Source organism: Blastococcus mobilis (genome assembly GCF_900188025.1).
Classification (GTDB): domain Bacteria; phylum Actinomycetota; class Actinomycetes; order Mycobacteriales; family Geodermatophilaceae; genus Blastococcus_B; species Blastococcus_B mobilis.
In genome coordinates this window covers 1-21,028 of sequence record NZ_FZNO01000030.1, presented here as the reverse complement: position 1 = coordinate 21,028, position 21,028 = coordinate 1, and the positions used below count along the sequence as shown (strand labels likewise).

Sequence of the window (21,028 nt, the reverse complement as noted above, 5' to 3'; positions counted from 1 at the left end):
GCCGGACCTCGGCGGAGGAGGGCCCCTTCGGCATCGGGGTCCTCGTTGCGCCGGTCAAGGTACTGCTGCTGCCCCCGCCTGCGGAGGGTCCGGTGCTAGGACGCGGTCGTGGATTCCGGATCCTGCTCGACGAGGGCGACGGAGGTGATCCGGTGCACGGCGAACGTGCTGTTCTCCCCGCGCCGCTCGTCGTACCCCTGGAGGAAACCACCGACCAGTGACACCGGGCGGACCACGCGCTGGCTGCCGCTGCCCTGGGCGTCGACGTAGCCGAGCCACACCGCCGCACCGTCGCGGACGGCGCGGGAGAGCAGCTCCAGCGTGCCGGCGGTGGTCACGCCGGGCACCTGGCGCACCGCCTCGCCGCGCCGGGCCGACAGCGCGGCGTCCCCGGCCCGCATCTGGCGCACGGTCGCCGCCAGCTCGTCGGTCGTCAGGGGCCGCGGCGCGGGCGAGGAATCGGTGCCGGACCGCTTGCCGAGTGCCCGCGGGCGAGCCGGCGGACGGGTCAGGACGGCGCCACCGGGACGTTCCCCGGCCGGTGCGTAGCCGGCCTCCCGGAGCACGGAGAGCACCTCGTCGGCGCCCAGGCCGCTGACCAGGACCCCGGGCGCCAGCCGGCGCAGCTCCGCCCCGGCGGTCCGCCGGTCGTTGAGCACCTGGGACAACAGCCCGTGGTCGTCGGAGCGGACGTAGGACTCGATCGAGCCCACCCGCAGCCGGCCGTGCTGCCGGGCGACGTCGTCGATCAGGTAGTCCAGCGCCTGCGGCACCGGCGTGCGGGAGGCACGGGTGAAGAAGTCGTGCAGATCCGGGGCCGACCAGCCGGCGTCCAGGGACCGCCGCACGCTGGACTCCGATACCCGGAAGACCGTGGCCCCGCCCGAGGACTCCACGTCGGCGACCACGGCGAGGGTGTCGGCGAGCTCGGCCACCAGCGGGCCGGGCGCGATCAGCGAGAGGTCGGGCTGGGCGAGCACGTGGTCGACCGGCTCGGGCAGCAGCCCGCGCATGCCGTCGGCCGCGCCGTCCTCGCCCTGGAGGAGCAACCCGCGCCCGGCGGTGGAGAGCACGCCCCCGACCAGCACCCCGAGCCGCGCCGCCTCCTCCAGCATCCCGGGGACCGGGGCGAGCCGGTCGGCCCGGCGGGGCGTGCGCCAGCGGAGCAGGGCGACCAGGTCGTCGGGGGCCAGCCCGGCGCCGGGCGGGTATTCGGCGAGCACCGCCAGGGCCGACCGCCGGATCGCCGGGGCGGTGTGCCGGGTCAGATCCGGCGACAGCGGGTTCACGGCCTTGCCGGCGACGTCCCGCTGCCCGACCAGGGACGGCAGTCGGACCCCGCCCAGCCAGCCGGCGGCCAGCACCGCCCAGCGGTCGGCGAGGTCCTGCTCCCGCCAGATGTCGTAGGCGCGGGTGGGCAGCCACTCGTCGCGGTGCGGTCCCCCGACGTCGAGCAGCCCGGCCGCGTAGGCCAGCTCCAGCAGCCATGCCGCCTCGGCCTCGCCCAGGTGCAGCACGCGGGCCAGCCGCTTCTGGTCGCGAACGCCCACCCCGCCGCTGCGCAGCAGTCCCGCCGGCTCCTCCTCGAGCAGGGTGAGCAACTCGCCGATCTTCCCCACGCTCTCCAGCGCCGCACCGGCCGCCCGCCGGTCCACCGACGCCTGCTCGTGCGTGGCCACCGCGGGCTCCGGGCGCAGCCGTGGTGGGCCCAACGGCCGGTCGCCCCGCAAGTGCAGTCCGATCTCGCGGGGCAGCTCGACGTTGAGGGCGTCGATCCGCGCCAGCAGCCCCCGCTGGAGGAGTCGCCGCGCCGGCGTCTTGACGTCGGAGGGCGAGTCGGGCAGGTGCCCCACCGGCCGCTCGGCGGCGAGGCGCTCCAGCACCTCCCGCTCCTCCTGAGCCAGCTCGCCGATCGTGGCCGCCAGGTCGCCGGGCAGTTGCACCCGCAGCTCGGTGGCCCGCCGGCCCAGGCCCGCCGGGTGCCGCACGGCCCGGCGGACCGGGTCGGGGGCGCGCAGCACGTCGTCCCCCCAGAGGAGGGCGCGTGTGGTGAGCCGGTCCAGCGCCGCGGTGAGCACGTCGTCGGGCACGTCGGGCAGCGCCGCGATCAGATCGTCGGGCGCCACACCGTCGGTCGGCGCGAGGAGTACCGCGTCGAGCACCTGGAGCGTTGCCGCGTCCAGTTCGTCGAGCGCACGGTCGACCGACACGGGGACGGCGAGCCGACTGGCGAGGGCGACCAGATCAGAAGCTGCGGGGCGGGCGATGTCAGGACGGGCCACCAGCAACGCGCTCAACTGTTCGTCGCTGCGGGTGCGCAGCCAGGCGGCGAGCGTCGCAGGGGGTTCCGTGGGCATCCGGTCCACGCTACGTCGTTCCGCGAACGGGTGCTCCTGGCAGCATGACCAGGTGCCACCGGCAGGGGAGGACCCCCACACCCGCACGGCCCTGGCCGCCCACCAGGCCGGCGCCCTCCGCTGGCTCGGCGGAGGCGTCATCGCCGTCGTCCTCGGGGTGCTGTTGGGCATGGCCGCCGTCACCCTCGCCGGCACCGGACGGCGCGTCCCGCTCCTGGGGCTGGTCGTCATCGTCCTCGTGCTCGTCGGCGTGGTCGGCGTCGTCGCCGGCGCCGGGGCACTGCTGCGCACCTACCGCTGGCGCCGAGCGCTGGCCACCACGCCCTGGCAGCCCGGGCGGCTGCGGATCGCCGGCCCGGCGATCATCGCGTTCGAGCCGTTCGGCTACGACGAGCTCGACCCCCACCAGGAGCGCGTGCGCCTGCGGCTGCTGAGCACCGCGGTCTGGCGGACCCGGTCGATCCAGGCGCTCGACGGTGCGGAGATCCTCGCGGCGCCCGTGGGCGGCTCCCAGTGGGTCCTCACCGCCGACGGCCTGCCCACGCTGTTCGGCGCGCGGGTCAGCCGGTGACGACCGGCCGGGAGGGGAGAGTGCGTGCGCGCCGGGTATGGCGTCCGCGAGAATGCCCCCGACGTGCACCGAACGGTGCACCTGGACACGGAGACGACATGGCGAAGCGCAACGAGAAGCACGCGCACCTGGTGGAGCCCACCTGGGGGCAGTCCGATGACGGCGGCCCGCCGCTGACCGAGCTGACCAGCGTGTCCGCCGGGCCGCTCTCGCCCTTCGGTGAGGACCACAGCTTCCCGCTCCCGGTCGAGAGCCTCCGGTACGCGCACCCGACCGACAAGCCCAACCGGGCCGGCGTGCAACTGCCGGAGAACCGGCGATGAGCCCCGCGCTGCCGTCCTACAGCAGCGGGACCTCGACGGTTCCGCTGCTGGGCGACACGATCGGGGCCAACCTCGATCGGACGGCAGCGCGGGTGGGCGACCACGAGGCGCTGGTCGAGTGCGCGACGGGGCGCCGGTTCAGCTATCCCGGGCTGGTCGCCGAGGTCGATGCCTGCGCGCTGGGCCTGGACGCCCTCGGCGTCCGGAAGGGCGATCGGGTGGGGATCTGGGCGCCGAACTGCGCCGAGTGGGTGTTCGTCCAGTACGGGACGGCGAAGCTCGGCGCGATCCTGGTCAACATCAACCCGGCGTACCGGACCCACGAGCTGGCCTACGTGCTGAAGCAGGCCGGGATCTCGGTCCTGGTCGCGGCGCCGGAGTTCAAGACCAGCGACTACCGGGCGATGGTGGCCGAGGTCCGCGGGGATTGCCCGGAGCTGCGGGAGGTGCTCTTCCTCGGTGACTCCGAGTGGGAGCAGCTGCTGGCCACCGGCCGCGCCGGCGACCGGGAGCTGCTGGTCCGCCGGGAGAGCGAGCTGTCCGCCGACGACCCGATCAACATCCAGTACACGTCGGGGACGACCGGCTTTCCGAAGGGCGCCACGCTCACCCACCACAACCTGCTCAACAACGGGTTCTTCGTGGGGGAGGGCTGCGGCTACAGCGAGGCCGACCGGATCTGCATCCCGGTGCCCTACTACCACTGCTTCGGCATGGGGATGGGCAACCTGGCGGCCACCTCGCACGGGGCGACGATGGTCATCCCGGCACCCGGCTTCGACCCGGCGCTGACGCTTCAGGCGGTGCAGGACGAGCGCTGCACCTCGCTGTACGGCGTCCCCACGATGTTCATCGCCGAGCTGGGGCTGCCCGACTTCGCCGACTACGACCTCTCCAGCCTGCGCACCGGCATCATGGCCGGCTCGCCGTGCCCGGTGGAGGTCATGAAGCGGGTGGTCAGCGACATGGGGATGACCGAGGTCACCATCTGCTACGGGATGACCGAGACCTCACCGGTGTCCACGCAGACCGGCGCCGACGACGACCTCGACCGGCGGACCTCCACCGTCGGCCGCGTCCATCCCCACCTCGAGGTGAAGGTCGTCGACCCCGCGACCGGGCTGACCGTGCCGCGGGGGGAGCCCGGGGAGTTCTGCACCCGCGGCTACTCGGTGATGCTCGGCTACTGGAACGAACCGGACAAGACGGCCGAGGTCATCGACGCGGCCCGCTGGATGCACACCGGCGACCTCGCGGTGATGGACGGTGAGGGCTACCTGAACATCGTCGGGCGGATCAAGGACATGGTCATCCGCGGTGGGGAGAACGTGTACCCGCGGGAGATCGAGGAGTTCCTCTACACCCACCCCGACATCGTCGACGCCCAGGTGATCGGCGTGCCGGACGAGCGGTTCGGCGAGGAGCTCATGGCCTGGGTGCGGCTGCGCGAGGGCGCCGAGCCGCTGACCGCCGAGGGGTTGCGGGAGTTCTGCGCCGGCAAGCTCGCCCACTACAAGGTGCCGCGCTACGTCAAGGTCGTCGACGAGTTCCCCATGACGGTCACCGGCAAGATCCGCAAGGTCGAGATGCGGCAGGTGTCGGTCGAGGAGCTCGGCCTCCAGTCCGCGGCCGCCGTCCGCAACGCCTGACGAAGGTCGAAGGACCCCCTGCCCCCCACCCCTCGCAGGCTCGCGGCGGGACCCCGCAGGGGGCCTATCAGGCCTTGGCCTTCGAGGCGGGCGCCGCGCGGACGAGCAGCTTGGAGACCAGGCTGCCCACGACCACCCAGATGAGCGCGGCGAGACCGTCGTTGATGGCCTCGGCGATCTTCGGGTCCGACGGCGCGAACAGGTTTTTGGTGAACCAGCCGAAGGTGTCCCGCACGCCGGCGGTGAACTCGACGAGCAGGTTGGCCGGGTTGGCCTCGAACAGTACGAACACCGCGTGGATGACGATCAGCCCCGCGATGATCGAGCAGACGACGCGGACGATCGTGGCGAGGAGTGTGAGGACGCGCGCTGCGCCGGCGGTGACCATGATCGAATCGTGGCGTAGCCGCGCGCGGACCGCGAGTCGTCAGACCGGCCCGCAGGGGACGACGAGGGCGCGGTGGTCCGACAGCGGCAACTGGACCGCCTCGGCCGGACCGGTGGCCGCCAGTCCGCCGCGGACCAGCACATGGTCCAGCTGGCGATGCGGCCGGTGCGCGGGGAACGTGACCGCGGACGCGATCGGGCGGAGTCCGCTGACCCGGGCCGCCTGTGACTTCTGCATGTTGAGGTCCCCGATCAGCGCGAGCGGCTCCCGCGTTCCGGTCAGCGAGCGCACCAACCGGCGCAACTGGGAGCTGTTCCACCCGGGGATGAACGACAGGTGGGTGTTGCAGACGGTGAACTGTCCGAAAGGCCCCTCCAGGACGGCGGCGATCGCCACCCGTGGCTCGTCCCGCGCCAGGAAGGGACGCCCGGTGATCGGTGACCACAGCGGCACGCTCACCCGCAGCGGGGGCAGCCGCACGACCCGCCAGGACACCACCGGGAACCGGGACAGGAGCGCGACGCCGTAGCTGGCCGAGCCGGGCTGCTCGTCACCCGTCGCGGCCATCCAGGTCCCGCCCGGGGTCCCGGACAGGGCGGCCACGAACTGGGAGTCGACGGCGCCCATCGCCTCCGCAGCCACCGCGGTGAGGTCGGCGCCGAGCGACCGGGGCTGGTCCCGGTCGACCTCCTGGAGGCCGAGGACGTCGGCGTCCAGCGTCTTGACGGCGGCGGACAGGCGGTCGACATCGACGCGGCCGTCGTCCAGCGAGCGCCCGTGCAGGATGTTGAAGGTGGCGATGCGCACGGGGAACCTGTGCCCCGAGCGCGCCGGTTCTACCGCTCCCGTGCGTGCGCCGGGTGGAGACGGGTAGCAGGACCGGCGTGCAGCCATCGGAGCGGGAAGAGATCCGGGACCTCCTGAAGCGGACCGCCGTCGCACTCAAGCAGAGCGATGTGCCGTTCGCCCTGTGCGGCGGCTATGCGGCGTGGGTCCGCGGCGCCCCGGAGCCCCACCACGACGCCGACTTCCTGGTTCCGGAGGCGGAGTCGGAGCGGGCCGTGAAGGTGCTGGCCGATGCGGGGCTCGAGATCCAGGACCCGCCCGAGGACTGGCTGACCAAGGTCGTCAGCGGGACGTCCATCGTCGACGTCCTGTGGCGGACCTGCGGTCATCCCGTGGAGACCGACCTGATCGACCGGGCGGAGAACCTTCCGGTCCTGTCGGTGCTCATGCCGGTCCTGACGGCGACCGACATCGTCGTGACCAAGCTGATGGCGCTCGACGAGCACTACTGCGACTTCTCCCGGGAGCTGCCGGTCGCGCGGGCGCTGCGCGAGCAGGTCGACTGGGCGGAGGTGCGGCGGGCCGTCGCCGACAATCCGTTCGCCGCGGTCTTCCTGGAGCTGCTGGACCGGCTCGACGTGGTGCCCCGCGCCGGCGCCACGTGATCACTCCCAGCTCCTGAACGATCCCCCGCCGGGGCCGCTCGGCGTGGAAGCCGTCCATGAGCGCTGCCCTCAGGGACACCCTCGGCGAGCAGGGGCCGGCGAAGCGGGCGAATCGACGGTTGGCTCCGGGCGGATCGTGTCCGACGCCGTACTCGTCGGAACGTCATCGCCGAGGTCGGGTCCGGTCAACGGGGCGTGAGCACGGCGACGGCCGCCACGACTGCCACGAGCACCACCGTCGCGGTCACGGAGGCGACCAGCCGTGGCGCGCCCATGCCGGTTCCCGCTGCCACGCGTCGGCGTACGTCGCGGTAGCGCACGGGCGCGAGAGCTCCCAGCACGCCGAGCCCGAGCAGGGCCGCGACCCCTGCGACGACCAGCCGCACCGGCTCCCCCTGCCGTACCGCGTCGTGCCCGAGTAGCCCGGCCACGGCCAGGACGCCCAGTCCGGTGCGCTGCCAGGCCAGCGCCGTCCGCTCCGGCTGTGTCTCGACGGGCGGCGTCATCGGCCCAGGACCTCGACGCCGACCAGAACGGCCACCACCACGATCACGGCGGCGACGGCCGCGGCGATCGTCGGCATCATCCAGTTGGCGGGCAGTGGCCGGCCCGCGGTGATGGCGTCCTCGTTGGCCCGCCAGCGGCGGTAGCCGGCCAGGGCGGTGCCGAGCCCGACCAGCACCAGGCCCAGCGCCACCGCCGCGCTGCCCCACCGGACGCCGAGGTCGGGGGCGTAGGTCGCCACGGCGACCCCGCCGGCCACGAGTGCCAGCCCGGTACGCAGCCAGGCGAGCAGGGTGCGTTCGTTGGCGAGGGTGAACCGGTAGTCAGGGTGCGTCGTGCTGTCCGGGGATGGGGGCACGGAGCCAGGCTAGGGCGAGGACGACGCCAGGGCGGAACGGCAGGTCCCTGTCGAGGGTCGGGCGGCTAACCTGTCGGCGAGCGGCCTCGCGCCGCCGTCGTCCCCCCGGCCTGCGTGCCGGACCCGGAACCGAGCAACCGAGGGATCAACGTGCCCACCGGCAAGGTCAAGTGGTTCAACCCGGAGAAGGGTTTCGGCTTCCTCGCGCGCGAGGACGGCCCGGACGTCTTCGTGCACAAGGACGCCCTACCGGCTGGGACGTCGGAGCTGAAGCCCGGTCAGCGGGTGGAATTCGGCATCGTCGCGGGGCGCCGGGGTGACCAGGCGCTGCAGGTGCGCATCCTCGACCCGTTGCCGTCGGTGGCAGCCACCGTCGCAGCGAAGAGCCGGAAGAAGCCCGACGAGCTGGTCCCGATCATCGAGGACCTGATCAAGCTCCTCGACGACGTCGGCGAGGGGCTGCGCCACGGCCGGCATCCCGACCGTGCGGAGTCCCGCAAGGTGGCCTCGGTGCTGCGCGCCGTCGCCACCGACCTGGAGAGCTGAAGAAGGACCCGCCCTCCGCACCCCGTGAGGGGGCCTTACCCCGCCGGCGGGGCGCTGGAGGACGGCGTCCCGCCGAGGTCGCCGCCGGCGCGCAGGAAACCGACCGGCCAGGCGCCGGAGAATTCCCCGCAGTCGCCGCCCTTGTCCTCCACGACCACGAGGTAGAAGGCCGGCGGGACGACGTCGTCGGTGGTGATCTCGTCGAAGACCCGTTCGCCCGCGGGAACGTCCACCTCGCCGATGATCTCCTCGAGCTGCTCGTCGAAGACCTGCACGCTCCAGCCGCGCTCCGCCACGGCCTCCGGCACCGTCAGGCTGATCGCGGCGCCGGGGGAGACCTCGAGGATCGGCGGGGCGGTCTCGTAGCGCTGGCCCTCGCCGTCGAGGCAGTACTGCACCGGGCGCACGTCGAGCTCCTGCGCGCCCACCTCGACCGAGACGCCCGGCGGCCCGGCGGGCTCCCCGCCGCCGCAACCGGCCAGGACGAGCGGCAGCAGGACGGCGGCGGACTTCCTCACGACCACGACGGTCGCACAGGGCTCGTGGGCGCCTCGGAGGTGGCCGGCGCCGGACGCGGCGACCGACCGCCGCGGTAGAGGCTCCACACGATGAGCCCGACGGCCAGGCCCAGCAGCGCCGCCGCGACGGTGAAACCCAGCCAGCCGGTCGGGGGCAGTGCGATGCCGAGCGCACCGCCGACCACCCATGCCATCTGCAGCCACGTCTCCGAGCGGGCGAACGCCGAGGCGCGCAGGTTGTCGGGCACCTCGCGCTGGATGATCGCGTCGAGCGCCGACTTGCCCAGGGCGTTGGTCACGGCGGCCACGCCGGCCACCACGGCCGCCATCGCGAAGCTGTAGAACAGCGCGGCCAGCAGGGTGATGGCCGCCGCGGAGGCGGCCGAGATGAGAACCAGGCGGTCGGGCGCCGCCGCGTGCATGCGCGACCCGACGGCGGTGCCGGCGAAGCTGCCGAGCCCCGCGGCCGCTGCGATCGCCCCGAGTGCGAGGGTCGCCGTCCAGCCGTCGTCGTAGGTGGCCTGCACCAGGAACGCGCTGAAGATGGTGAGGAAGCCACCGAGCCCGCGCAGCGCCGCGTTGGCGCGCAGCGCGAGGACGACGTGCGGGCTCACCCGCCGCCGGCGGCTGCCGACCGGGATCCCCGCGGCCGTGAGGACGTCGGCGGGCTGTTCGCCGGCCGGGACGTCGACGTGCGGGGGCAGCCGCATGGCGAGCACCCCGGCGACCACGAAGACCGCCGCGGTCGCCCACAGTTCCCAGTCGAAGCCCAGCACCGCCGCGATGCCGGCGGCGAGCCCACCGGCGATCCCTGCCGTCACCAGCCCGAAGACCGACAGCCGCGCATTGGCCGAGGTGAGCGACATGGCGGAGGGGAGCACCCGGGGGACGACGGCCGCACGCAGCACGTTGTGCGACTTGGACAGCACCAGCACGCCCAGTGCCGCCGGGTACAGCCAGAAGTCGTCGAAGTGCCACACCATCACCACGGCGAGCGCGGCGCGGCCGAGGTGACTGGCCGCCATCGCCCAGCGCCGTCCCCGCTGCAGGCGGTCCAGCGCGGGTCCGATGACGGGGGCGAGGACGGCGAACGGCGCCATGGTCACCAGCAGGTAGAGGGCGACGTTGCCCCGCTGCGCATCGGTCGTGGCGGCGAAGAAGAGCGTGCCGGCCAGGGAGACGGCGATCATGGCGTCGCCGGCCATGTGCAGCGCGTTGACCCACAGCAGCTGGGTCAGCCCGCTCTCGCCGGCGCCGTCGGCACGGCTGGCCGCGCGCACCCGTCGGGCCGCGGCAGCGGTCAGCTCACGCGAACGGGCGGCGGCCACCCGGGTCACGGTCAGCTTCGCCGGGGCCGCCGGACCGGGGAGCGCCGTCGTCGGCCGGTCCGCGACCGAGGGCATGGGACGGGTCGCCGGCCGGGGCACGTCCAGGGGCGTGGTCTCGGCGTCCGGCCGGGCCGGACCGGTGCGGCCCGCCGGGCGCACACGGCGGCCTGCGCCGGGCGGACGACGGGACGCAGGCACCGCCCCATCGTGCCGCACGGAGCGGGACGGGTGGTCGGCCGCGGAGGTGGACGCGTCAGGGACAATGAGCGGGTGACCGAGTCCTCCGCCCCTTCCCGGTCCGATGCCGTGCCCGCCGATGTCCTGGCCGCCGCGGTCGAGCAGGCCCGCGCCGCCGCCGTCGAGACCGCCGGTGATGCCGCCCTCGTCGGCGACCACCTCGGCGCCACCCCGGAGCCGATGGCGCCGGAGGACGGCGAGTGGGGTGGGCGGGACTTCGACGGCACAGCCCTCGGCGAGGTGCTGACCCACACGTTCGCCAGCCGGCTGCCCGGCTACGTCGGCTGGCACTGGGCGGTCACGGTCGCCCGCGTACCGGGCGAGGAGACCGTGACCGTCGACGAGGTCGTCCTGCTTCCCGGCGACTCGGCCCTGCTGGCGCCCGCCTGGGTGCCGTGGCACGAGCGGCTGCTGCCCGGCGACCTCTCCGTCGGGGACGTGCTGCCCTCCACCGAGGACGACGCGCGCCTGGCCCCGGCGTACCTGGTGGAGGACGACTCCGCCGAGGATCCCGAGGGCCGCGTCGTCGCCGAGGAGCTCGGGCTGGGCCGCGAACGGGTCATGTCGGCGGAGGGCCGCAGCGAGGCCGTCGGCCGCTGGTCGGCCGGCGAGTTCGGGCCCGGGTCCCCGATGGCCCGTCAGGCGCCCGGCCCGTGCGCGACCTGCGGTTTCTACCTGCCGCTGGCCGGCTCGCTGCGGCAGATGGTGGGGGCCTGCGGCAACGCCTACGCACCCGCCGACGGCCGTGTGGTCACCGCCGACTACGGCTGTGGCGCCCACAGCCAGGCGACCCTCGTCGTCGAGGAGGCCACCGAGGTGGTGCGGACCGCGCGCTACGACACCGGCGGCTTCGACGTCCTGTAGAAGGACCACCCTTCCCCCCACGCCTCGTGCGCTCGGCGCGGGTCCCTGAAGGGCGACCGTTCCATCACCTCACCTGCGGGGCAGCTGGCCCTGCAGCTTCATGATCCAGAGGCCGAGTGTGCCGAGGACGATCGCCGCGACACAGGTCCAGGTCCACATCCGGTCCACCCGGTCGCCCAGGAACAGCAGGACGGCGAGGGCCACGGCCCAGAGCCCGATCCCCACCACCACCACGCGGGCGGTGTCCACCTGCAGCGGCGGCGGGGCCTGCTTCGTGGGTCCGGGCACGGTGCGACCCTAGGACTCGTGCGAGCGCGAGCCCATCCGGGCCGTCGTGACAGGGCGAGAGGCGTGGCTGGAACGATCATGTGGCACGCTGTCGCCGCTCGTCGCCAGCAACCGCCCGTCCCGGGGAGTCCGCATGCCCGAGAAGTCCCGTCCCGTCCCGGGATCCACCGGAGCGAGTGCCCACGGCGACAGCGGGACGCCGGCTGAGGTGGTCCCCGGCGGTCAGGGTGCCGCCCGTCGCAGCGACGGGCCGAAGGTACGGCCGAGGAACGGGCTCGACCGCTACTTCGAGATCAGCGCCCGGCGCTCCACCGTGGGCCGGGAGCTGCGTGGCGGACTGACCACCTTCTTCACGATGGCCTACATCGTGGTCCTCAACCCGATCATCCTGTCCGGGGCCGACGTCGACGGGAACAGCCTGCCGTTCGCGTCCGTCGCCGCCGTGACAGCCCTGATCGCCGGCGTGATGACCGTTCTGATGGGCATCGTCGGTCGGTACCCCTTCGCCCTGGCCACCGGCCTGGGCATCAACGCCATCGTCGCGGTCTTCGCCGCCACCCAGCTCTCCTGGCCCGAGATCATGGGCCTCGTCGTGCTCGAGGGCCTGCTCATCACGGTGCTGGTGCTGACCGGGTTCCGGCGCGCCGTCTTCGAGGCCATCCCGCCGCAGCTCAAGACCGCCATCGCCGTCGGCATCGGCTTCTTCCTCACGATCATCGGTCTGGCCGACGCCGGCATCATCCGGCCGGGCAACCCGCTGATCAGCTTCGGCGTCGGTGGGCAGCTGGCCGGCTGGCCGATCCTCACGTTCGTCGTCGGACTCCTGCTGACCAGCGTGCTCGTCGTCCGCAAGGTGCGGGGGGCGCTGCTCATCGGCATCGTCGTCACGACCGTGTTCGCCATCGCGGTGGAGGCGATCGCCGAGATCGGCCCGCGCTTCGGTCCCGACGGCGCGGAGAACCCGCGCGGGTGGGCGCTGCAGGTGCCGACGCTGCCCGACGACGTCGTCGGAGCCCCCGACCTGTCGCTGATCGGGAACTTCTCGCTGTTCGGGGGTTTCGAGCGCATCGGCGTCATCGCCGCCCTGCTCATCGTCTTCTCGATCATGATCGCGGACTTCTTCGACACCGTCGGCACGGTCACCGCCGTCGGTGCGGAGGCCGACCTGCTCGACGAGAACCGCAACCTGCCGAAGTCGCAGCCGGTGCTGCTGGTCGACTCGCTGGCGGCGGCCGCGGGTGGTGCGGGCAGCGTCTCGTCCAACACGACCTACGTCGAGAGCACCGCCGGGGTCGCCGACGGCGCCCGCACCGGCCTGGCCAGCGTCGTCACCGGCGTCCTGTTCCTGGTCGCCACGCTGTTCAGCCCGCTGGTGCAGATCGTGCCCTCGGAGGCCGCGGCGCCGGTGCTGGTCATCGTCGGCGCGCTGATGATCGCCCAGATCCGGGACCTCGTGTGGGACGACATGTCGCTGGTCATCCCGGCGTTCCTGACCATCGCCCTCATGCCGTTCACCTACTCGATCACCAACGGCATCGGGGCCGGTGTCATCAGCTTCGTGCTGCTGCGCACGGCGATCGGCCGGCCGCGGGACGTGCACCCGCTCATGTGGGTCATCGCGCTGATGTTCCTCGTGTACTTCGCGCTGGAGCCCCTGCAGCAGATCTTCTGAGCTCCACTGACTTAAGCTGAGGGTCGTGAACGGGGCATCGTGAGCCGTACGACGCTCGACACCGCGGCGCTCGCCCACGACCTCCGGCTGGCGGTCATGCGGTTCTCCCGGCGGCTGCGCAACCAGCGGGTGGACACCTCGGTCACGCTCACCCATCTCGCGGCGCTGTCCACCCTCAAGCGCAACGGCCCGATGAGCCCGGGGGAGCTGGCCGCGCACGAGCGGGTCCAGCCGCCGTCGATGACCCGCGTCGTCGTCGCTCTGGAGAACATGGGGCTGGTCACCCGCACGCCCCACCCCACCGACGGTCGACAGGTCATCATCGGCCTGACGTCCGCGGCCGAGGACCTGCTGTCGGCGGAAGCCCGCGCGCGCGAGGCCTGGCTGAGCAGCCGCCTCCAGGAGCTGACCGCCGAGGAGCGGGCGGTGCTGCGTGGGGCCGCCGGGATCATGGAGAAGCTCGCGGGTGGGTGACTTGCACGAGCACTGACCAGGCGGCGTCCCAGGATCCGGGCACGGGCACGTTCCGCGCGCTCCGGGTCCGGAACTTCCGCACCTACGCCTCGGCCAACCTGGTCAGCCTCACCGGCACCTGGATGCAGCGCATCGGGCAGGACTGGCTGGTGCTGCAGCTGTCCGGCGACAGCGGCGTCGCACTGGGCCTGATCACCGCTCTGCAGTTCGGCCCCACGCTCCTGCTGAGCATGTACGGCGGCGTGCTGGCCGACCGCTACGACAAGCGGCGGATGCTGCTGGTCACCCAGGCGCTCATGGGGCTCCTCGCCCTGGTCCTGGCGATCCTGGTGGCCACCGGCGGCGTCGCGTTGTGGCACGTCTTCGCCCTGGCCGGCGGCCTCGGCGCGGTCTCGGCGGTCGACGCGCCGGTCCGGCAGGCGTTCGTGTCCGAGATGGTCGGGCCGACCCTGCTGGCCAACGCGGTGAGCCTCAACTCGACCATCTTCAACGGCGCGCGGCTGATCGGGCCCGCCGTGGCGGGCCTGCTGATCGGCGCGGCCTCGGGGAACACCGCCCCGGCGTTCTTCGTCAACGCCGCCAGCTTCGCGTTCACCATCGCGGCACTGGCCGGGATGCGGGCCGCGGACCTGCGTCCGAGCGCGCCGGTGGCCCGGGCGAAGGGACAGCTGCGGGCCGGGCTGAGTTACACGTGGGCCCATCCCGATCTCGTGCTCGCCATGGGCCTGGCCTTCGTCCTGGGGACGTTCGGCTTCAACTACCAGGTGACCATCGCCCTGATGGCCCGTGAGCAGTTCGACCTCGGGGCGGAGGCCTTCGGGCTGCTCTCGACGACCTTCGCCGTCGGCTCCCTGACCGGCGCGCTGCTCTCCACCCGGCGCAGCGTGCGGCCACGGCAACGGTTCCTGGTGATCTCGGCCGTCGTCTTCGGCCTGCTCACGATCCTGGCGGGCCTGATGCCCGGCTACGTCTCGTTCGCGGTGATGCTCGTGCCCACCGGGGCGGCGGCGTTGGTGTTCAGCGTGGCGAACAACAGCTTCGTCCAGCTGGGCGTGGACCCGCAGATGCGGGGGCGCGTCATGGCGCTGTACTTCATGTGCTTCATGGGCGGCACACCCGTGGGGGCGCCGCTGATCGGCTGGATCTCCGAGCACCTCGGCGCGCCGTGGGGACTGATCCTGGGCGGCACGGTCTGCGCCGTCGCCGGGATCGGCGCCGGCGCCTGGCTGGCCCGGGGACGGCGGGTCCGGCTCGAGGGGCACCTCGCGCCGCCCCGGCTGCGGCTGCGCGTCGGGGCCCCGGGGACGCGGGCACGGGTGCCGCCGGCTGCGGTGCGGACCGCGGAGGAGGCCGCCGCCGAGCGGGCGCCGGGACAGCAGTTCCTGGGCGGCTGAGAGTTCCGCCAGGCACCGCACGGCGGAGTACCGTCCCCGGCATCCGTTCCCGGCTCGGGAGGCGAGATGCACGTCCCACTTCTGCAGATCGGCGGCACGGTCGCCGTGGTCGCGGCCCTCATCGCGTGGACGGGCCCCGTCGTCCGCTGGGTCCGCCGGATCGCTGACCGTCGACGAGCGGCACGCAACCCTGCACCCGGCTGCCGGCCGCTCCAGGTCGTCGCGGCCGACGTCCGCCGCCTCGCCCGCTCGGTGGCCCTGGTGCCTGCCGGGTCGCCGATGGCCCGGCGACGCGCACTGGCCGCCGCCTACGACGACGTGCTCATCGAGGCGGCGGGGCTGCTGGAGGTACCGCAGGAGCTCCGGGCGACCCCGGAGGGGCCGGCGCGGGACGTGGAGCGCCTGCGACTGCTCGCCGCCCTCGAGGGCGCCGGGCTGGCGGTGCGGGGCTGAGCCCGTCCGGGCGCCGCCTGTTCTTCGCCGTCGATCCGCCGGAGCAGGCCCGGGCAGATCTCGCGGCGGCGCTGGAGCCGTTGCGGGAGGTCCCCGGTGCACCCCGCTGGAGCGCGCCGCACCGGTGGCACCTCACGCTGCTCTTCCTCGGCGCGGTGCCGGAGGAGCGGGTGCCGCCGCTGGTGGACGCGGCGGGGCCGGCGATCGCGGACGCGACCCCGATGACCCTGCGGCTGGCCGGGGGCGGGCGGTTCGGCTCGCTGCGCCGTCCCCAGGTGGCGTGGGCCGGCCTCGACGGCGACGTCGCCCCGCTGACCGAGCTGGCCGCCCGACTGGCCGCCTGCGCCCGGGCGCTGCGGCTGCCGGTCGAGGACCGGCCGTTCCGGGCGCACCTCACCCTGGGGCGCTGGCGGCCGCGACAGCCCGCCGACGGTGCGCTGACCGACCGGCTCGCCGGATACCGCGGGCCGGCGTGGCCGGTGACCGAGGTCCGCCTGTGGGAGAGCCACCTGGGTCCGAGGCCGACCTACGAGACGCTGGCCTCCTGGGCCGTTCGCGCCGAGTGAGTAGTTGTGGCCGCCCGGCAGGGGGTGTCCGCGCCTGTCGGCGACGAGAACTGCCCGGGTCGGCGTCCTGGCGCCGCCGCAGGTGTGACCGGCGCGCCCCCACCATCACCCGGCGGATCGTCGAGAGGGCGATCCCGCCGAGCCGCAGATGGCGGTGGCCTGAGCGGTCGCCAGCCGGCGGGCATCTTCCTCTGACCGGGCGGGCAACCTGCTCGGGCTCACCAGGCGTACTCCATCGGCGCCGGCTCGTAGCCCGGGAAGATCTCGTCCAGCCGGGCCAGGTGTTCGTCGTCCAGCTGCACGTCCAGGGCGGTGAGGGCTCCCTCGAACTGCTCCATGGTGCGCGGCCCGACGATCGGCGCGGTCACCGCGGGCTGGTGCAGCAGCCACGCCACACCGACGTCGGCAGGCGCCTGGCCGATCTCCCGGCAGAACGCCTCGTAGGCCTCCAGCGCGGGCCGGTGCTTCGTCACGCGCTCCCTGTTCCGTTCCTCGCTGCGCCGGGCGCCGTCGGACTTCTCGAGCACCCCCGCGAGCAGGCCACCGGCCAGCGGGCTCCACGGGATGATCCCCACGCCGTAGTGCTCCGCGGCCGGGAGCACCTCCAGCTCGACGTGGCGAGTGAGCAGGTTGTAGTGCGACTGCTCGCTGATCAGCCCCTGGAAGTTTCGCCGGGCAGCGGTCTCGTTGGCCGCGGCGATCTGCCAGGCCGCGTGGTTGGAGGACCCGACGTAGAGCACCTTGCCCTGAGCGACGAGGGTCTCGCAGGCCTGCCAGATCTCCGCCCACGGCGTCCGCAGGTCGACGTGGTGGAACTGGTAGAGGTCGATCCAGTCGGTCCGCATCCGGCGCAGCGAGGCCTCGCACGCGCGCACGATGTTCCGCGCCGACAGGAAGGTGTCGTTGGGCCAGTCGCTCATCGAGCCGTACACCTTGGTGGCCAGCACCGTCTTGTCCCGGCGCTCCCCGCCCCCGGCGAACCAGCTGCCGAGCACCTCCTCGGTGCGACCCTTCCCGACGCCGAAGCCGTACACGTTGGCCGTGTCGAAGAAGTTGACCCCCTGGTCCAGCGCGCGATCCATGATGTCGTGCGAGTCGGCTTCCTCGGTCTTCCAGCCGAAGTTCATGGTGCCGAGGCAGAGGCGGGAGACCGACAGGCCGCTGCGGCCGAGGTGCGTGTACTCCATGGCAAGCCACCCTGGCACCCTGACCATCGTGCCGCAGGACGATTGCTCGCCCACCCACCCCACGACCGCTTTCGACGCCGCCACCGCCGTCCGGCGGACGGAAGGTGGGGGACTCGTGGCCGAGCTGGACCCCGGCTGGGACGTCGGCGGCGGCATCCTCAACGGCGGGTATCTGCTGTCGGTGGTGGGCCGCGCCGCGGTGCTGGAGAGTCCGCATCCGCACCCGGTCGCGCTCTCGGCCAGCTATCTGCGCGCCCCGGCCGCCGGTCCCGCCACGCTCACCGTCGTGCCGGGCGCGTCCGGGCGGACGCTGGCCCACTCGCTGGTCACGCTCGCCGACGCCGATGGGCCGGCACTGACCGTCCAGACGACGACGGCGACCCTCGGCTCCGGGCCGTCCGAGTACTCACACCCGATGCCCGAGGTGCCGCCGGTGGAGGAGTGCTTCTCCGTCGCCGAGCACCGCGACCTGGCGCCGGCGGGGGTGCAGGTGCCCGGGCTGTCGCTGCGGGTGGACACGCGGCTGGACGTCGCCACCGCCGGCTGGGCGTTCGGCCAGCCGTCGGGGGAGCCCGTGCTGCGCGCCTGGATGCGCTTCGCCGACGGGCGCGAACCCGATCCGCTGGCACTGCTGACCTTCGCCGACGCCCTGCCCCCGACCAGCTTCGCGAGGGGCAACCTCGGCTGGGCGCCCACGGTGCAGCTGCAGGTGCTCGTCCGGGCGCTCCCCGCGCCCGGCTGGTGCCTGGTGGAGGCGCGCTCCAGCGAGATCTCCGGTGGCTGGGTGGACGAGGACTACCGGATCTGGGACTCCACCGGACGACTGGTCGCCCAGAGCCGGCAGCTCGCCCGTGCCCCTCGCTGATCGGGGGCGCCGGGACGCTCGGCGATGAGTTTCCGCTGGGGGTGCGGTCTGCACGACCATGACCAGCACCCACACGCTCGAGACCCCCGAGGCGTCCCTCGCCTACGACGTCCGCGGTCCGCTGCCGACGGCTGACGGTCGCCGGCCGCTGTTCCTCATCGCCGCCCCCATGGACGCCAGCGGCTTCGGCACGCTCGCCTCCTACTTCCCGGACCGGACCGTCGTCACCTACGACCCCCGCGGCCTGGGGCGCAGCACCCGACTCGACGGCCGGACGGACCACGCGCCGCAGCAGAACGCCGATGACGTGCACCGCATCATCGAGGCGGTCGGTGCGCCGGTGGACATGTTCGCCAGCAGCGGCGGTGTGGTGACCGCGCTCGCCCTGATCGCGGCCCACCCGGACGACGTGACCACGCTCGTCGGCCACGAGCCGCCCTTGCTGGGGTTGTTGCCGGACGCCGACCGGGCCTTCGCGGCCGAACGAGATGTGCAGACCGCCTACCACGACAAGGGGTGGGGGCACGGCATGGCCGCGTTCATCGCCCTCACCGCCTGGAAGGGCGAGTTCTCCGACGACTTCTTCGCCACGTCCGCCCCGGACCCGGCGGCGTACGGGCTCCCCGACGACGACGACGGCTCCCGCGAGGACCCCCTGCTGTCGGGAATCTCCAATGCCATCACCGCGTACCGGCCCGACGTCGCGGCGCTGACGTCGGCGCCGACGCGGATCGTCATCGCCGCGGGGGTCGAGTCGCAGGACCTGCTCACCGGACGGACCTCTGCTGCGGTGGCCGAGGCCCTGGGCCAGGAGGTGGTCGAGTTCCCAGGCGACCACGGCGGTTTCCTCGGCGGCGAGTTCGGCCAGCGCGGTGAGCCCGAGGCCTTCGCCGACCGGCTGCGCGAGGTCCTCGCCGGGCGCTGATCGGCCTGATCGGGTCAGCGCTTCTGCTGCGCCGGCAGGTCGACGTCGCCGGTCAGGTAGCGCTGCACGGTCGGGCCGATCGCCGCCACCAGCGACTCCGGCGACGCGGAGGCGAGCGGCTCCACCTTCAGCACGTAGCGGGTCATGACCAGGCCGATCAGCTGGGAGGCGGCCATCGACCCCCGCGCCTCGCGCTCCGCGGCGGGGAGCCCGAGCGTGCCCACCACGCGCCGCAGGATCTGGGAGACCAGGAACTCGCGCAGGAGCTTCGCGGTCCACTCGTTGACCACGGCGGACCGGACCAGCGCCAGGGCAGCCGGCCGGGCGGGGCCGTCCCATACCTTCAGCAGCATCCGCACGACGTTCTCCCCGAGCCGGTCGTTGCCGCCGGCGAGCACCTCGGGAAGGAACTCGGCGGGGTCCTCCGGCGCCTCGACCGCGGCGAGGAAGAGTTTGTCCTTGTTCCCGAAGTAGTGGTGGACCAGGGCCGGGTCGACCCCGGCTGCGGTGGCGATGGCCCGGATGGTCGCGCCGTCGAACCCCCGCTCGGCGAACGCTGCCCGGGCGGCGGCCAGGACCGCCTCCCGGGTGCCGGGGTTGCCGGGGCGCCGGCCCGATCGACGGGCCACCCCGCGGGCGTCAGCCGGTTCCACAGCGCTCAGCTCGTCCTCCTCCGCAGGGTCGCCGCCGCGAGCGCGAGGGCGAGCAGGGCGGCGCCGGCCACGATGCCGATGTCCCGCCACATGATGCCTGTCTCGGCGGCCGACCTGCCGACCTCCCGGAGCGCCTCGACGGCGTAGGTGAGGGGGAGGACGTCGCTGATCGCCTGCAGCCAGCCGGCCATCTGCTCCCGGGGGACCAGCAGCCCGCAGAGGAAGAACTGCGGCAGCACGATCACCGGCATGAACTGCACGGCCTGGAACTCGCTGCGGGCGAACGCGCTGGCCAGCAGCCCGAGAGCCACGCCCAGCACCGCGTCGACGACGGCGATGACCACGACCAGCCAGATGGAGCCCGCGACGTCGAGGTCGTAGACCGTCGTCGCCACGGTGACGGTGACCAGGGCTTGCAGCGCGGCCATCAGGCCGAACGCCACGCCGTACCCGAGCAGCAGGTCGAGACGGGCCAGGGGAGTGGTGAGCCGCTCGAGCGTGCCCGAGGTGCGCTCCCGCAGCATCGCGATGCTCGTGACCAGGAACATCACGACGAAGGGGAAGATGCCGAGCATCGTCAGCCCGACCCGGTCGAAGACGCCCGGCTGACCGGGCAGCGTCGGCACGTCCTTCCAGAGCAGGTAGAGCAGGCCGAGCAGCAGGCTGGGCAGGACCAGCATCATCGCGATGGTGCGGTGGTCGTGCCGCAGCTGGCGCAGCACGCGGCCGGCGGTCGCCGTCACGAGCCGGGGGCTCAGGCAGGCGGCCGGGGTGGGGGTCGGGGTTGGGCGGGTCGCCGTGGTGGTCATGCCGGGCTCTCCTGTTCGCTTCCGCGGGGCGCTCCGCTCCTCGCTCGTACCTCGCTGCGATGCTCACGCCCCTGTCCGCCCACGCCTACTTCCTCGCGGGCGCGGACGAGGTTGAGGAAGGCCGCCTCGAGGTCGTCGGAGCGGCCGTCGATGCGCAGCTGCGCGGGGGTGGAGTCGGTGAGCAGCTCGCCGTCGCGGAGCAGGAGCAGCCGGTCGCACCGGCTCGCCTCGTCCATCACGTGGCTGGAGACGATCAGCGTGGTCCCGGCTCGGGCCAGGGCGTGGAAGCGCTCCCAGAGCTCGACCCGCAGCACCGGGTCGAGCCCCACGGTGGGCTCGTCGAGGACCAGGACCTCGGGGGCGGCCACGAGGGCGCAGGCCAGCGAGGCCCGGCCCTTCTGCCCGCCGGAGAGGTCACGCACCAGCTGGCCGGCGGCATCCGTGAGGCCCACGTCGGCGAGCGCGGCGTCCGCCTCGCGGGCGCTCATCCCGTACAGGGAGGCGAAGTAGCGGGCGTTCTCCCGGACGGTCAGGTCCTCGTAGACGCTCGGCGACTGGGGTGTGCCACGAGCGCGGGAGGTCACTTGGTAGCTGAGTGATCGACCGCGGTGCTGTGTAGGAGATGAAGGTTCGGCCCTTCGGTGCCGC

At 73.5% G+C, this 21,028-nt stretch carries 25 protein-coding genes; 13 read left to right on the top strand and 12 right to left on the bottom strand.

Annotated elements, in window-relative coordinates:
- Positions 1 to 95: 95 nt before the first annotated feature.
- Complete coding sequence (locus tag CHB94_RS20795; protein WP_089338486.1) at positions 96 to 2,357, bottom strand: helicase C-terminal domain-containing protein; 2,262 nt, start codon at positions 2,355 to 2,357, stop codon at positions 96 to 98.
- A 52-nt stretch (positions 2,358 to 2,409) separates the two neighbouring features.
- Between CHB94_RS20795 and CHB94_RS20790 the strand changes: the two genes are divergently transcribed.
- The 3 genes from CHB94_RS20790 (at position 2,410) to CHB94_RS20780 (ending at position 4,900) form a co-directional block, all read left to right on the top strand.
- Complete coding sequence (locus CHB94_RS20790) at positions 2,410 to 2,928, top strand: hypothetical protein (RefSeq protein WP_089338464.1); 519 nt, start codon at positions 2,410 to 2,412, stop codon at positions 2,926 to 2,928.
- 98 nt (positions 2,929 to 3,026) lie between these two features.
- Positions 3,027 to 3,251, top strand: a complete 225-nt coding sequence (locus CHB94_RS20785) for a hypothetical protein (RefSeq protein ID WP_089338463.1) — start codon at positions 3,027 to 3,029, stop codon at positions 3,249 to 3,251.
- Entirely contained in the window at positions 3,248 to 4,900 is a 1,653-nt protein-coding gene (locus CHB94_RS20780) for an AMP-binding protein (protein ID WP_089338462.1), read from the top strand. Before CHB94_RS20785 ends, CHB94_RS20780 begins: the two co-directional genes overlap by 4 nt.
- 67 nt (positions 4,901 to 4,967) lie before the next feature.
- Here the strand turns inward: CHB94_RS20780 and CHB94_RS20775 are convergent, their stop codons facing one another.
- Both CHB94_RS20775 and CHB94_RS20770 read right to left on the bottom strand, forming a co-directional pair.
- Entirely contained in the window at positions 4,968 to 5,288 is a 321-nt protein-coding gene (locus CHB94_RS20775) for a hypothetical protein (RefSeq protein ID WP_089338461.1), read from the bottom strand.
- 39 nt (positions 5,289 to 5,327) lie between these two features.
- The gene (locus tag CHB94_RS20770; RefSeq protein ID WP_089338460.1) at positions 5,328 to 6,095 is read right to left on the bottom strand and encodes an endonuclease/exonuclease/phosphatase family protein; all 768 of its coding nucleotides are present in this window, start codon (positions 6,093 to 6,095) and stop codon (positions 5,328 to 5,330) included.
- Positions 6,096 to 6,172: 77 nt separating this feature from the next.
- Here CHB94_RS20770 and CHB94_RS20765 point away from each other — a divergent pair, with 77 nt between their 5' ends.
- Positions 6,173 to 6,739 (top strand): nucleotidyltransferase family protein, encoded by a 567-nt coding sequence (locus CHB94_RS20765; protein WP_089338459.1) that lies wholly within the window; start codon positions 6,173 to 6,175, stop codon positions 6,737 to 6,739.
- Between the two features lie 185 nt (positions 6,740 to 6,924).
- On the opposite strand, the gene CHB94_RS20760 is transcribed toward CHB94_RS20765, so the two are convergent.
- Together CHB94_RS20760 and CHB94_RS20755 are read right to left on the bottom strand one after the other, a co-directional pair.
- Positions 6,925 to 7,245, bottom strand: coding sequence for a DUF202 domain-containing protein (locus tag CHB94_RS20760; RefSeq protein ID WP_089338458.1), 321 nt, complete (start codon positions 7,243 to 7,245; stop codon positions 6,925 to 6,927).
- Entirely contained in the window at positions 7,242 to 7,601 is a 360-nt protein-coding gene (locus CHB94_RS20755) for a YidH family protein (protein WP_089338457.1), read from the bottom strand. Before CHB94_RS20755 ends, CHB94_RS20760 begins: the two co-directional genes overlap by 4 nt.
- Positions 7,602 to 7,751: 150 nt before the next feature.
- Here CHB94_RS20755 and CHB94_RS26985 point away from each other — a divergent pair, with 150 nt between their 5' ends.
- Complete coding sequence (locus CHB94_RS26985) at positions 7,752 to 8,147, top strand: cold-shock protein (protein WP_089338485.1); 396 nt, start codon at positions 7,752 to 7,754, stop codon at positions 8,145 to 8,147.
- Positions 8,148 to 8,182: 35 nt separating this feature from the next.
- Here the strand turns inward: CHB94_RS26985 and CHB94_RS20745 are convergent, their stop codons facing one another.
- Positions 8,183 to 8,665, bottom strand: coding sequence for a DUF2771 family protein (locus tag CHB94_RS20745; RefSeq protein ID WP_254920814.1), 483 nt, complete (start codon positions 8,663 to 8,665; stop codon positions 8,183 to 8,185).
- Positions 8,662 to 10,191: an MFS transporter gene (locus tag CHB94_RS20740; RefSeq protein WP_254920813.1), complete on the bottom strand. Its 1,530-nt coding sequence runs from the start codon at positions 10,189 to 10,191 to the stop codon at positions 8,662 to 8,664. Before CHB94_RS20740 ends, CHB94_RS20745 begins: the two co-directional genes overlap by 4 nt.
- A 72-nt stretch (positions 10,192 to 10,263) precedes the next feature.
- Between CHB94_RS20740 and CHB94_RS20735 the strand changes: the two genes are divergently transcribed.
- The gene (locus tag CHB94_RS20735) at positions 10,264 to 11,094 is read left to right on the top strand and encodes a DUF3027 domain-containing protein (RefSeq protein ID WP_089338455.1); all 831 of its coding nucleotides are present in this window, start codon (positions 10,264 to 10,266) and stop codon (positions 11,092 to 11,094) included.
- Positions 11,095 to 11,163: 69 nt separating this feature from the next.
- Here the strand turns inward: CHB94_RS20735 and CHB94_RS20730 are convergent, their stop codons facing one another.
- The gene (locus CHB94_RS20730; protein ID WP_089338454.1) at positions 11,164 to 11,382 is read right to left on the bottom strand and encodes a DUF2530 domain-containing protein; all 219 of its coding nucleotides are present in this window, start codon (positions 11,380 to 11,382) and stop codon (positions 11,164 to 11,166) included.
- Positions 11,383 to 11,515: 133 nt separating this feature from the next.
- Between CHB94_RS20730 and CHB94_RS20725 the strand changes: the two genes are divergently transcribed.
- The 5 genes from CHB94_RS20725 to thpR all read left to right on the top strand — a co-directional run bounded on the left by CHB94_RS20725 (position 11,516) and on the right by thpR (position 15,941).
- Positions 11,516 to 13,054, top strand: a complete 1,539-nt coding sequence (locus CHB94_RS20725; RefSeq protein WP_089338453.1) for an NCS2 family permease — start codon at positions 11,516 to 11,518, stop codon at positions 13,052 to 13,054.
- A gap of 39 nt (positions 13,055 to 13,093) precedes the next feature.
- A complete protein-coding gene (locus CHB94_RS20720) occupies positions 13,094 to 13,528 on the top strand; it encodes a MarR family winged helix-turn-helix transcriptional regulator (protein ID WP_089338452.1) in 435 nt (144 codons plus the stop codon).
- The gene (locus CHB94_RS20715) at positions 13,525 to 14,922 is read left to right on the top strand and encodes an MFS transporter (protein WP_089338451.1); all 1,398 of its coding nucleotides are present in this window, start codon (positions 13,525 to 13,527) and stop codon (positions 14,920 to 14,922) included. The genes CHB94_RS20720 and CHB94_RS20715 overlap by 4 nt, the downstream gene beginning before the upstream one ends.
- A gap of 66 nt (positions 14,923 to 14,988) precedes the next feature.
- Positions 14,989 to 15,375 (top strand): hypothetical protein, encoded by a 387-nt coding sequence (locus CHB94_RS20710; RefSeq protein WP_089338450.1) that lies wholly within the window; start codon positions 14,989 to 14,991, stop codon positions 15,373 to 15,375.
- A complete protein-coding gene (thpR, locus tag CHB94_RS20705) occupies positions 15,372 to 15,941 on the top strand; it encodes an RNA 2',3'-cyclic phosphodiesterase (RefSeq protein WP_089338449.1) in 570 nt (189 codons plus the stop codon). The genes CHB94_RS20710 and thpR overlap by 4 nt, the downstream gene beginning before the upstream one ends.
- Positions 15,942 to 16,159: 218 nt before the next feature.
- On the opposite strand, the gene CHB94_RS20700 is transcribed toward thpR, so the two are convergent.
- Complete coding sequence (locus CHB94_RS20700) at positions 16,160 to 17,128, bottom strand: aldo/keto reductase (protein ID WP_089338448.1); 969 nt, start codon at positions 17,126 to 17,128, stop codon at positions 16,160 to 16,162.
- On the opposite strand from CHB94_RS20700, the gene CHB94_RS20695 reads away from it, so the two are divergent.
- Both CHB94_RS20695 and CHB94_RS20690 read left to right on the top strand, forming a co-directional pair.
- A complete protein-coding gene (locus CHB94_RS20695) occupies positions 17,127 to 17,993 on the top strand; it encodes a thioesterase family protein (RefSeq protein WP_089338447.1) in 867 nt (288 codons plus the stop codon). The two genes, CHB94_RS20700 and CHB94_RS20695, sit on opposite strands and share 2 nt — an antisense overlap.
- A gap of 58 nt (positions 17,994 to 18,051) precedes the next feature.
- Positions 18,052 to 18,918, top strand: coding sequence for an alpha/beta fold hydrolase (locus CHB94_RS20690; RefSeq protein ID WP_089338446.1), 867 nt, complete (start codon positions 18,052 to 18,054; stop codon positions 18,916 to 18,918).
- 14 nt (positions 18,919 to 18,932) lie between these two features.
- On the opposite strand, the gene CHB94_RS20685 is transcribed toward CHB94_RS20690, so the two are convergent.
- Genes CHB94_RS20685 through CHB94_RS20675 form a run of 3 tightly spaced genes read right to left on the bottom strand, consistent with a single transcriptional unit; the run spans position 18,933 to position 20,964 of the window.
- On the bottom strand, positions 18,933 to 19,571 hold the full coding sequence (locus CHB94_RS20685; RefSeq protein ID WP_217899415.1) for a TetR/AcrR family transcriptional regulator: 639 nt from the start codon (positions 19,569 to 19,571) through the stop codon (positions 18,933 to 18,935).
- Between the two features lie 5 nt (positions 19,572 to 19,576).
- Positions 19,577 to 20,380 carry an ABC transporter permease gene (locus CHB94_RS20680; protein ID WP_217899414.1) on the bottom strand — a complete coding sequence of 268 codons (804 nt, stop codon included), beginning with the start codon at positions 20,378 to 20,380 and terminating at the stop codon, positions 19,577 to 19,579.
- On the bottom strand, positions 20,377 to 20,964 hold the full coding sequence (locus tag CHB94_RS20675; protein ID WP_254920812.1) for an ATP-binding cassette domain-containing protein: 588 nt from the start codon (positions 20,962 to 20,964) through the stop codon (positions 20,377 to 20,379). The genes CHB94_RS20680 and CHB94_RS20675 overlap by 4 nt, the downstream gene beginning before the upstream one ends.
- Positions 20,965 to 21,028 lie beyond the last annotated feature (64 nt).